Here is a 13,387-nt window from a genome sequence, read left to right as displayed (position 1 = left end):
ACCGCGAGCGCCCACAAGGGCGCCGCCATCGAGGGCGTGCTCTCCGCGGTCTTCTCCGCCGGCATGGACGGGCTCTTCAGCAAACACCTGTCCGATTTGTTCACCAACGGCCTCAAACACCTCAACGACCTGCCCGACCCGCCCCCGCTGGTCCGCACCACACCCGACGGGCCGCCCCCGGCAGGTCCGCCCACCGGACCGCCCCTCCGCGAGACCCCCGACGGACCCCCGCCCGGACCACCCTCGGGCCCGCCCGACGGGCCGCCGGCCGGGCCGGTCAAGGACGACCCGCCACCGGTCAACCGCGGCACCGACACCCCGCCACCCCCCGGGGGCGGTGGTCCCGACGGTCCCCCCGCCAGGCCCAAGGACGACCCGCCCGCCACCGACCCCGACCGGGGCGCGGACTCCCCCGCGCCCAAGGACACCCCGGGCACCACACCCACGCCCATATCTGCGCCTGCGCCGCCTTCCCTGAACAAGGACCTGGCCGAGGTGTTCGGCCGCCACAACGACGAGTTCCTCACCCCCTACAACCCCGCCAGCCCCATCGGCGCCGGCGCCTTCGACAACGCGACCAAGGCCGCCGCCGCGCGTCAGGACTTCGCCGAGGTGTTCGCCCGCAACTTCGGCGACCACCTGGGCGAGAGCGCAGCGCGCGACCTGGGCCGGGACTACGCCGCTACCCTGGCCCGCCACTGGAACGACCCCGACCTGGGCCGGCACCTGCGCGACACCCTCGGCGACCGACTCCCGCCCCACATGCGCGACCACCTCTCAGAGGTGCCCGTCAACCTGCAAAAACCCCTGGGCGAGTACTTCTCCACCACCGGCGCCTACACCCAGCAGGTCGGCGGCAGCATCGGCACCGGAGCACTCGAGGGCTACCTCGGCGAAGGGCTGGGAAGCCTGGCCGACGGACGCGGCTGGGAGGCCTCGGGCTACTCCGCCACCGCCGGCGCCACCCAGGCCGGCATCCAACAGGGCGCCACCGACGGCATCCTGCACGGCCTGGACCTGTTCAGCGACAAAGACAAACCCGACCTGTCCACGCCCGAACCGCAGCAGACCCAGAGCGCATCCCCGGCCGGGACAGGGCCGGAAGCTCCGGGCAACGAGAGCGCCCGGCCCCCCGCCGCGAGCGGGCCCGAACGCTGGTCCGACGGGCAGGGCGGCGATCCCAGCGGGCAGGACCGGGGAGCCGGACACGGGGAGGGCCCCGACCATGGGCAGGACGGGCGGCCCGACCGCGACGGACCCCCGGCCACCGCCTCGCAGGCCAGCGGCGACCGCGACGACCTCTCCGACATCGACGACGTCCCCGACCTGGTCAGCGACACCGACAGCGACACCGACTCCGACACCGACTCCGTGTTCGGCGGCTCCGACTTCGGCGACCCCGACGACCGCGACCGCGACCAGGCCAACGACGACACCGTCCGCGTCCACCGGGACGAGGACGTCCGCACCCCCTACCCCGACCCCCTCAAGACCCCCGAGGACACCAAGGACCCCTTCGGGACAACTGAGGTCAAACACCCCGGCCTGGGCAACGACCTCTTCCACCCCGGCATGAACGACGGACCCCTCACCGTCAACTTCCTCAACGCCATCGTCCCCGACAACCCGATGACGGTCCCGCCCCCCGCAGCCGAACAGACCACACCCGACACCGGCAACACGAACCAGGCCGACCGCTCCACCCCCGCTCCCGAGCAGCACACCGCCCCTCCCGTCATGGCCGCGCCGATCGGCCAATCCCCACCACCGGCCACCGCACCGCAGAACACGGCCACCGACAACAACCAGCGCTCCACACCCACCGAACGCGACAACGGTGGACGCTTGCCCCGGCACACCGGCGGTACCCCCATCGCGGACTCCTCCACCGACCGATCACCCCGCGACGGCGACACCTCCCGGGTCACCACCGAGGGCGCACCGCCCGTTCCGGAGGCCGAGACCACCAGCGCCCCGGTCGACCAGCACGACCAGAACGCGACCGACGAACAGCGGACGGCCACCGCCAGCGAACACACCCCCGAACAGCAGACCTCACCGACCGAGGTCCCGCTGCCCCCGTCTCCCGTCACCGAGAGCGACGGTCAGCAGGACACCGACACCACAGCCGTGAGCGGACCGCCCCAGGACGCGGAGGACACCGGACCCCACCCCTCCGACCGCGACGGCGAACAGTCCGACGAGCGCGGCGAGGACACTCCCCGGAACGACGACCGCTCCCAGGACAGTGACAAGGACCGGACCGGAGAGGGCGGGGACCGAACCGGTGAGCAGAACAACGACCGCTCCGGTGACGGCGAAGACAAGCGCGAAGGCCAGGAACACCACTCCCAGGACCAGAACAACGACGAATCCGACGGCCAGGACGGCAGGGACGAGAAGAAGGCGGACGACGAGCCCGCTCAGGAGGAGTCCTCCGCCGACGGCCAGGACGACAAGCAGCAGGACGGGGAGAAGAGCACCGACAGCGCTCCGGCCCCCGACCCCGAGGGCGCCGAGAAGTCCCCGACCGAGGACAGCGGCGGGGACGCCCCCTCCCGCGAGCGCGACACGGATCAGGAGCAGGCCCCCGCGGAGCACGGCGGCACCGACGCCACGGGGGCGTCCCGGGACCGGACTCCGGAGACCGGGCAGGCTCCCGAACCGGACCCCGACTACGCCGGGACGGTGGTTCCGGACCGGAACACGCCGCACGACATCGGATACCTCCTGAACTCGTCCCTGGTGAACGCCAGCATGGTCCACGCCCAGCACCTCGACGCGTTCGTGGACAGCACGCTCGGGAACGACGATGTGACGGCCCCCGACAGCGTGCGCGACGAGGTCCGTGACCGGATCGCCGCCCAGCAGGACAAGAACATGTCCACCTTCTTCACATCCGACGGATACTCCACGGAGGTGAAGGGGGACGACGGCTCCGTCTGGACGGCCCGGGTGAAGCTGACCCTGCCGGAGGGCAACTTCTACCACGCGTCCTCGGAGGCCGTCCCGGGCACGAAGACCCCCCAGGCCAAGATGGCCGCCGAGGTGGGTGGCAGCGCCGCCTTCGAGGGCAGCGGCGGACACGGCGGCAACAAGGCCTTCAACCTCGGCTTCACCCTCTCGCCGCTGATGCTCGGCGCAACCGGCGTCGGTGACGTCGGCCCGCGGGCGATCTTCAGCTTCACCAGCGCCACGCGCCAGCGACAGACGGCGGCCGCCACGACTGTCACCTTCGAGTCCGCCATGGCCTACGAGGCCATGGGCACCCCGGAGGTCTACGCCGCGGACCTGGGGATGGACTTCGTCCTGGAGCGGACCTCACCGCCGACGACGTCCTCCACGGCACCGGACACCGCCTCGCGGGGCGGGACGTCTGCGCAGACGGACCGGCCCTCTGAGGTCCGGGGCGCCTCGGGCCGGGAGCGAACGCCCGCACCGCCGAAGGAGGGGAACGCCACCGACGTGAACCCCCGGGTGCAGCGGCGGACGCACTCGTCCAACGGGCTCGCGCTGATCCTGCCCGGCAAGGTCACCCCGCACAAGGGCCCCGCGACGATCACCCTGTCCGATCCCCTGAGCGGCGGTCCCGTCCGGAAGGACGGCACTCCCCCCGCCAGGACCCCCCACGCGAACGTGGCCAACGGCCAGCCCATCAGCCTGGGGGGCTTCCGGGAACGGACGGGGAAGAACGGGGAGAAGACCCAGGACGTCCCCTCCCTGGCCGACTGGGTGGCCGACAAGGTGGCGCCCCCCGATTCCGGCCCGGGGCGGTTCAAGCGCGCCGCCCGCCACCTGCTTCCCTCCGTCAGCAAGGAACGACGGCAACAGCTCCTGGAGCACGTCCAGAACCAGACGAAGAAGAAGTTCTCCGACGAAGTGATGCTGGAGGTGCTGCCCAAGTCGACGCGGAAAGCACACGCCATCACCCTGACCGCCCCCGATGGCGAACAACGTCGCGTGACGATCAGGTCGATCCCGATCTCCTACGTCGCCAAGCCGTCGAGCCTCCCCGAGGGCGGACAGAACCGCTCCGCCAAATCCGAGCACGAGGCCTCCTCCTCGTTGCAGAAGCACAAGATCACGGGTGGGACCGGGGGAGGGGGCGTCGGCCTCGACGTCGGTTTTCCCGGGACGAACCACGGCGTCCGGTTCGACATCGTGTCCGGTGAGGGAGGCCAGCGGCACCGCTCGACGCAGGAGAGCGGAACCGGTAACTCCGGCTCGGTCAAACGCACCTCCACGGACAGGGCCGGTTCGGGCGTCTACGAGGTCACGCGCAACTACTACGTGCACTTCCAGGGGGATCCGGAGCCGCACAGGCTCACGGGCACCAGTCTGGAGATCCTCACCGACGCGGACGCGTGGACCATCAGCGGCCAGACGCCCCCGGCCCCCGCGGGCGAGGGGGACGCCGGCGGTCAGGACAGGACCACCGACGACCACGGCGCAGAGACAGACGCCTCCCGGGACCGGAGCACCCCCGAGACCCCTGAGACCGCCCCCGGCCCGAACACCCGGACCGACGGCACCGGAGCCGAGCTGACGGGCACGCCGGTCCCGGACGGACAGGACTCGCGGCGCGAGCGGACGGGAGAGGACCGCACCGCCCTCCCGCGCGAGATCGTGCCGAAGGACTTCACCTGGCCCGAAAGCGACCTCTACCACGGCCAGGGCAAAGGTCCGCAGCGCACGGTCTACGACCAGCTCCTGCACCAGGTGCTGACAGGCATCGCCAAGCACAGGCCCGGCCTGGTCATGCCCGGCATCACCAGTGGCCCCAAGAACTTCAACCGTCCGCCGGGCGAGGGATCGCGCAGCTTCGCGGAGGTGCTGCGCAGCCAGAGGCTGCTCAGCCGCGACCTGAGGACCGCCGAATCCAACACCGCCAAGATCGAGAAGGCGATCTCCGATGCCGGGTTCCTCGGCGGGCTCGACTCCTTGAGGGACAACGGGATCTCCGTCACCCTGACCGAGACCGCGAGAACCGGCGCCTCCTCGGGCAAGTCGACGGGCACCTACCTTCTGCACGCCCCGACCATCACCCTGCGTATCCGAGCCGACTTCTCGGACGTGCGTCACAGCGGAGGCGGGAAGGACGGCCAGGACGGGAAGAGCGGCGAGAAGAGCAAGGACGACAAGGACGGGAAGGAGAGCAAGGGCGGCGAGAAGGAGCTCTCCTTCAAGTACGGTGGCGCCTCCTCCTACAGCAGCGGTACCGGCACCCAGGACCGCAGCACGGCGAAGGGCACGTCCGGCGCCTACGCCCGCGAGACCGGAGCGGCGGACGCGAACGGGTATGCGCCCCGGTCGGGTAGGGCCTCCGCCTCCACCACGTTGAGCAAGACGAAGTCGGGCTCACAGAACCTGAGCACCAAGGTCCAGAGCGAGCACGGTGTCAGCTACCCCGAGGACACCGTCGACACCTGGACAGCGACGGCGATGATCTCGGCCCGGTTGTACGAGCACGACGACATCGGCATGGCCAAGCCCGACGCGAAGACCAAACCGGTGTCCGAACGCGGGATCGCGCTGTTCGACCCCGTCGAGACGCTCTTCACCGGGGAAACCCCCAAGACGGCCTCCGACGCCGCCCGGGCCGAGCAGGCCCGGCCTGACCAGCAGAAGGACACCCCCCAGGACCGGACCACGGCGGATCCGAAGGCCTCCGGTGAACGGCCGGAGCGGTCCGACCGGCGGCGGGACCGGTTCATGAGGCCGTTCCGCACGAAGACGAGCGACACCGCGGACGACGGAGGCCGTCCTGCGGACACCCCTTCCCAAGGCGGCACGCCGCAGGGGAACCAGGGCGGGACCGGGACCGGCCGGAGCCGGGAGCCCGGCAGCCCCGAGGTCGTCGTGATCACCCCGATGCCGTCGGAGGATGCCGAGAACATGCTCCGGGGCTTCACGACGGCGGCCCCCGGAAACGTCCAGCAGCGCCCGGGAGGACTGGTGCGCGCGACGAAGCGGTTCGCGAACCGCTTCCACACCGAGTCGGACGGCACCGACCGGGACCGGGCCCCCACCGACCGGACCGACGCCGACCGGCGAACGACCCCGCAGCCGAACACGACCACACAGACCGGCGGCACCGGCCAGGACAGCACCGACACCACCGACCAGCGGACGAAGGAGCAGCGGCAGGCGGACACCGTCCTGGACACAGGGGCCACGTTCGAGTACACCGCCACCACGTTCGCGACCGAGGACGGTCAGGTCAACAGCCTGGTCGAGGCGTACTACGGGAACTTCCCCAACCGCGCTCCCTGGGACACGAACGGGCCCGGCAAGCAGTCGGACTTCCAGCGGTTCAAGAGCTATCTGGAAGAGCTGAGCCTCGAACGCAACCTGAAGAAACTGCGCTCCTACCTGACCCGGTCCGAGGGCAACAGGCAGTACATGGAACACGTCCTCTCCGAGGACAACGTCCGCAACAACCCGCAGACGTACAGCTCCACCGGCCTGCGGGCGAACACCGAACTGACCGGTGACCTGCGTTCCGGCCACAACGCGCGCATCACGTCGGCGACCAGGTACGAGCTCGGGTCGATCACCCGCCTCGAACAGTCCGACGCCGCGCTGAGCTGGGAGGACAAGACCAGCCACGAGGTGTCCACGAACACCTCGACGAAGAAGGACCTGACCGTCCAGGGGGCGGGCGGAGGCCGGTACAACCCCAACCCGGCGGAGCCGACCGCGGGCGGCGCCCGGCACTCGGAGGCGCCCGACTCCGCCTCCGACCCGCAGGTGCACCTCGGCCCCGCGCTGAGCAAGAGCATCTACGACTGGACCGTCAGCGACAAGCCCTCGCAGAAGTTCTCGGAGACGATCGGGTTCAGCCCCGGGATCAACAAGTCGTACAGGTTCCACGCCTCGGGTCTCATCAAGCAGGCCGTCGAGTTCTCCAGGAACCTGCGCCACGGACCTCCCGTCCCCCACTCCCCGCGCTATCGCGGCTGGCAGGCCCACCTCCACGACCTCACCCGGGGGCTGCTCCACGTCCGCGACGCCCAGCAGTCGGGCCTGGTCGAGGACAGGGTCGTGGAAGAGGCCGACGGCACCCTGTCGACGGAGCCCCAGCCCGAGCCGGAGCGCCCCGAGCAGGCGCGGGTGCGTCCGGGCGCGGAGGACTCCGGAAAGTTCATGAGGCCCCCCTCCGCGAACGAGGCCCTCAAGGACCTCGCCGACAAGCTCGCCGCGTCGGGCTGGGAACTGACCGGGAAGTCCCAGACCGACATCCTGGACGCGCTGACCTCGTACCGGGGCCTGCGCCCCAATTCCGGGCCCCCGCTCGCGGTGCGGATCAAGCCCGTCGGCCACTCGGTCTTCAAGGGCAACACCACGTCGACCACACCGGTTGCCTTCGACGCCGTCGTGAACCTGAAGCTCGACACGAGCAACCCGCAGGTCGACTACATCGGCGGCAAGACCCTCTTCAAACAGCAGCAGACCCTGGAGACCGGCAACAAGGGGCAGCAGGAGCGCTCCGGCAACGCCGGCGCGGGTGTCCAGGAGGCGGTCATGCCGCCGCTGCCCTATACCGGAGGCGGCCAGCCGTCGAACGGGGAACCGGGGCCGGCGAGCCGCCCGACGATGATGGGCGTGTTCAGCGACCAGTCCGGGGCGAGGACCCACAACGAGGGCGTCGCCGTCAAGGACTCGGGCAAGCGGACCGTGCAGGTGTCGATGGACATCCCCTACGCCAAGATGTCCATGGACAGCCGGCTCACCATCGACCTGGAGATCCCCGAGAAGCAGGGCTTCTCCAACACCCTGGCCTGGGAGGGCCTGGAGAAGGACGAACGGCGCAGCTTCCGGGGCGAGGGCGACTCGGGCACGGTCAAGGCCCTCTACCCGGCCTTCTCCATCGACCTGCCCCGCGCCGGGGACGGGGTGGACGGCTCCACGGACACCTCCGGCGACGACCGCCCCGCCCCGCCCGGCGACCGGGCCCCGCTCGACCGGGACACGGCCACCGAACCCCGGAGCACCCGGGACGGCAGCGGTGCCGACCGCACCGGCACCGCTCCGCAGACCCCGCCCCGGAACACCCCCGACGACACCGCGACCACCCGCACCGACCCCCGGAGCACCGACCGCACCCCGCCTCCACCGGCCCCGGAGAACCCCTCCTCGGACACCCACGCGTCCCTCGAACAGATGATGCGGGACTGGATGTCGAGCAGACGACCGGTCGGCGGCCGCGACATCCGGGACGCCGTGGTCATGCCCACCGCCATCGTCCTCGACGGCCAGGACCCCCGCGACATCGCCCACGTCGTGGTGGCCAGGTCGCTCGGCTGGACACCGTCGCCCGACGCGGTCGTCGACGGGCGCTACACCCCCGAGGCCGTCAAGGAGGCCCGCGCACTCGTCGCGGACAAGATCGGGCTGAACGTCCGCAACGACGCCATCGACCACAGCCTCAACCTGCTCTCCCTCAAGTCGCTCTTCCTCCAGGCCCTCGAACCCGGTGGCGTCGAGACGATCAAGATGGGCCGGACACGGCTGGCCGTCCAGGCGCTGCCCGACCTGAGGTCCGGGAAGATCGTCGACTACAACCCCGACGTGCGCCTGAGCGACTCGTCGGAGTCGGAACAGACGGTCACCTCCTCCCAGAGCACCTCGGACTCCCTGGCCGCGAACCTGGACAACATGCCCGCCGGGCGGGTCGGCGGAACCGACCAGCCGCCCCGGGGCGGGCTCTTCGGTGCCGCCGGCGCGGGGGACAGCACGTCCGCGGGCGGCTCCGCCTCCCAGGACACCAAGGCCAAGGACCCCTCCACGACGACCCGCACCCGCACCGGCCCCGGCTATCTCGTGGAGTTCGACACCACGTGGGGCGTGGGCGCCAAGACGGAGCTGCGCGGCGCCTGGTACAGGCGAGCGGCGAAAAGCATCGGCCACAAGAGCGCGGACATGGGCCGGGCCGCCGCCGACCGGGCGCGCCGAGGGCTCGGCAAGGAGCCCCGGCACACCTCCTCCCGGGAGAAGCCCGCACGATGGCAGCGCGGTGAGGTGAACACCAAGGTCCGGACCTGGATCTCCCACGGCGACGCGGTCAAGCTCGGCATCATCGCCCCCGACGGGGTCGACCACCTCAAGCCGCTGATGGACCGGATCGCCGAGACCCAGGAGACCCTGGCCACGGCGGAGAAGAACTACCTCGACGCGCGCGAGCCGCTGGACAGGGCCGCCGCGAAGGTCGTCGACACCCGGAACGCACCGGACGCCGCCCAGGGCGAGGGCTCGGGCCGGGACGACGCGACCGACAGGGCGCCGTCCGGTCCGGAGCGGGCCGAGGGGACCGGGCAGACCCGGTCCGAACCCGGTGGACAGAGGGCCGAGGACGCGCGCAGGGCGCGGGAGGAGTACGACAAGCTCCAAGGCGCCCACGACAAGAACCTGGACGCCTTCAACACGGCGCTGCGGGAGTGGGCCGACGCCCTGCGCGCCCTGCGCCGGGGATTCACCGACACTCCCGCCGTGCGACCGCCGCTCACCGCGAGCACGTCCCCCGACGACGGCTCCGACAAGGGCAAGGCCCCCGAGCCTCCGGCCGACGGCGGTCCCTCCACCGACCCGGCAGGCCGGGACGACGGCACGGACACCGGACAGGACGGTGCGCCGCCCACGAAGGCCGACAGCGGTCAGGTGCTGCGCGACAGGCTGGGCGAGACCTTCGGCATCACCCTCACGGGGACGGGGGAGGACTCCGGCCGGCCCTTCGACCACGGGTCCGACGACGGGGACGCCCTGGTTCCGGAGAGCTACCGGGCCCAGGTCCACGAGGAGGACGACACCACGCCGCTCCTGCCCCACACCTCCGTCCCGGAGGGCGCCGGCGACCCCACGGCCCCGACCTCGCGAGCCCGGGACGACCGGGACAGGGGCCTGGACGACGGGAACACCCGCAGGACGCGAACCGAGCTGCCCGCGGGTGTTCCGAAGCGCGGGATCCACATCAGCCGGCTGCTCCGCCGCCAACAGGAGACGCACGGCGATCCCGCGATCCTGCGCCTCCCCGCAACACCGGAGACCGAAGATCCGCGCGGGCCCTCCACGGACCCGAGCACGCCGCAGGAGCGGGACCGGCCCGTCGAGGGCCCGGGGCGACCGCCGCAGCCGACCCCCTCCGAGGAGGGGACGGCCACGGCGGCCTCCGGCGTCCCCGCGGGCGAGCGCGAGAGGGACGGCTCGGAGAACCTGTACGACGTCAGTGACGACGAGGAGGAGGCGCCGCGCGTCCGCTGGCTCGACAGGCACTACCCGGAGGCGGCCTCGCTCAGCGGGGAAGAACGCGCAGAGCTGATGCGATCGCTCATGGAACGGTCCCTGGCGGTGGGCCCGGCCGTTCCCGAAGGGTTCCGGTACGACATGGACCTGGGCGGTCCCGACGACGCCGCCTGGATCGAAGCCCGGGGAGCGCAGCGTTTCCCCCCGGAGTCCGACACCACCGCCCTGCCCGGGCCCTCCACTGCCCCGAGCGGACCGCAGCAGCAGGACCGGCCTGCGGAGGGTCGGGACCAGCAGCCGCAGCCGACAGCGTCCGAGGAGGAGATGGCCGCGGCGGCCCTGGACGCGGTGTTCACCTTCGACGGGCAGCGCCTCCCTCTCCACACGGAGACCGGGCCCGACCACGACACAGACCTGCCGGCGGACCAGGACACCCTCTCGGAGGCGTCCACGCCGGACTCGGACACGCTCAGGGACATGCGGCTGCGGCTGGAGCAGCTGCGCTCGTCGTCCCCGGCCCCTTCCGGGGGCGACCGGCCGTCCCCGGCCGGCACCGGCCCGACGGGCGGCCACGGCCGGCAGAGCTCTCCCGAGCGGACCGGCCGCGCTTCCGAGGAGCAGCCCGCTCCCCGTCGACCGCAGACCCCTGACCTGCCCGCCCCCTCCACGGACCCGGACCGGAGCGAGTGGGACAACCGGCTCCGGGCCATGCACGACTGGAGGGCCAACTGGCAGCACAGGGCGCGCACACCGCAGGAGGAGGACCGCCTGCGGCAGGAGTGGAGGGCCCGGTGGTCGCTGCCGACCACGACCAGGCCGGGCGGGAGCGGACCCTCCCCGCACGGCACCGGCCTGACAGGCGACCACGGCCGACAGAACTCCCCCGACCGGACAGAGACCCGCCACGCCCACGAGGACCGGCCCGTCCCCCCGACGGAGACCGCACGGGAGGAACCGCGCTCTCCCGCCCCGACCGGGACGGATCCGGGAGCCGACAACCCACCGCAGAGCCGAACGAGCACGCAACCGTCCCGACCGGAACCCGGGGAGACCCCCGCCGCCCCGTCCCGGCCCCACGCCGGGAACCTGGGTGGCGAGGGCTTCCCCGCCCTGTCCCGGGAGCAGACGGTCGTCCCCCAGCAGGAGGGGACCGCGCCCCCGGCCGAACAGGCGCCCCTGATCTCCGGCCCGGCGGCCGACCTGTTCGCGTTCTTCGACCAGGAGCTGAACGGCACCGTGGACAAGGGGGACGGCGACTCCGCGCAGGACACCGGGCGCACCCCTTCCGGGGAGGAGACGACCGCGGAGCCCGCCCCTGTCATCGACGACGACCGGGTCCCGGAGGTGGCGGAACCCGAGACACTCCCTGCGGAGCCCGAGTCCGTCCCGACCCGGCAACAGCGCGAGAACGAGGACCAGGGCGCGTCCGAGAACAAGGACGGTAACCAGAACAGCGAGGAGGATGCCGAGGACGCCCCCGGGGACAGGAGCGGACCCGGGGACGACGGCAGGGACGGAAGCCGGCACGAGGACGGGCCGGGCAGCAGCGGTGGCCTCTCCGGCGGCGACCGGGGCGGCGACGGCCGCAGCGACGGAGACCGGTCCGGCAGCAACGGTGACCGGTCCGACGACAGGGGCGACTCCGGCGCCGGGCGCGACCCCGAAGGTGAGGGCGGGGGTTCGAGCGGGGACGGCGGCCGCTCCTCGCACGGAGACGGCAGGGGCGGCCGCGACACCCGCGACGGCCGGGACCCGGGCCGGCGAGACGCGGACACCGACTCGGTTCCGGACCTGGACTCGAACCCGGACCCGGGCGACAGCGACGACGGCATGTCCCTGTACGGCCACCCCGGCACACCGGCATAGGACCGGACCTTCGTCGACGGCGTCGCGGACGGCCCCGACCTGGCCCGGCCGCCCACCGGCACGCTCGCCACCCAGGGCATCACCCGACACCCCCACGGACCGGCGGGCCCTGGCACCGGTGGGACGAACAGGGACGACTCCTGCGCGGGACCGTCCACGACGCCCCGGGCAACCGCGTCATCGTCCGCGAACTCGACCAGGCCGGGAACATCGTCCCCGAGGAGCACAGGCCCCCGCACGCCTGGCCCGTGACCCCGCGACCGGCGAACAGCGTCCCGCCCCCTGGCTCTGGGAAGCGCACGACGGGATTCCCCCGGAGCACGCCCGGCCCCCGGGCCCGCGTGCGGGCCCGTCCCGGCCGGCGGCTCTTGGAGCGGCCACCCGGGGGGAAGGACCTACAGCGTCCCCGACCCCCCGGACGGTCCCCGTGCGCGCTCGCCCCCTCCCCACCTGGCTCATCGGAGCCCTCGACCTCCTCGTCGCCGCCGCGATCCCCTTCCTCGTCCTGGGCGCGCTCTGCGCGAGTGCGTGGCTGGACGCGCACGGCCGGGGCTGGCCGAGCGACCTCCTGGGCGTCGCCCTCGGCCTCGCGGGGTTGTGCGGCGGTTTCTTCTCGCTGATGCTCTATACGCGCTTCGAGTCCATGCCGGAGTTCTTCTTCGCGGGCGCGGTCAGCTTCCTGCTGCTCGGGAGCGCCTCCGTGATCGCGGAACGGATCACCGAGGAGGCCCTGCTCGACCGGGGAATCGAGGTGACCTGCGCACTGCTCGCCGTGGAGTCCCGCACGATCACGACCACCACCCACCACGCGGACGGCACCACCTCGACCAGCACCCGCACCGTGTACGACCACACCCTGGACTGCCCTCCGGGCGGACCCGCGGAGATGACCCTGGGACACAGCGCGGGACCGGAGGGGGAGTCGGCGGAGATCACCTACGACCCGCGCGGCCGCCTCGACCCCGTGCCCTCGGACTCCCTCCCGGCCGGCTCCCCGTCCCCGCTGCCCTGGTGGCTCCTGTCGGCCGCCGCGGCCCTGCGGGTCGGCCACGTGGCGGTCTTCCTCGCCGTGTACCGCCGCTACTGACGGGGTCCGACCGGGGGCAGGACCGCGGGAGGGGAGCGGATCCGCGCGCGGACACGCGGGAGGCGTCCCCGTCCGCCCCCGCAGCCGGGGGGGGCCCCGGGGGTGGTGGCGCCCCCCCCCGGGGCGGGGGGGGGCGCCCCCACGGCCCTCTGCCCGAGCAGGCCCTGCGCGCCCTGGCCGCGGGTCTCACCGAGG

At 72.6% G+C, this 13,387-nt stretch carries 2 protein-coding genes; both read left to right on the top strand.

Features of this window, described 5'->3' with window-relative positions:
- The first annotated feature begins 36 nt into the window (after nucleotides 1-36).
- Complete coding sequence (locus ABZ234_RS33050; protein ID WP_355014665.1) at nucleotides 37-12,105, top strand: hypothetical protein; 12,069 nt, start codon at nucleotides 37-39, stop codon at nucleotides 12,103-12,105.
- A gap of 427 nt (nucleotides 12,106-12,532) precedes the next feature.
- On the top strand, nucleotides 12,533-13,192 hold the full coding sequence (locus ABZ234_RS33045) for a hypothetical protein (protein ID WP_355014664.1): 660 nt from the start codon (nucleotides 12,533-12,535) through the stop codon (nucleotides 13,190-13,192).
- The last annotated feature ends 195 nt before the right edge of the window (nucleotides 13,193-13,387 follow it).

It is taken from the genome of Nocardiopsis sp. NPDC006198, from assembly GCF_040613895.1.
Taxonomy (GTDB): domain Bacteria; phylum Actinomycetota; class Actinomycetes; order Streptosporangiales; family Streptosporangiaceae; genus Nocardiopsis; species Nocardiopsis tropica.
Note: the sequence above shows the minus strand (reverse complement) of the source record. Positions and strands in the feature narration are given on the sequence as shown.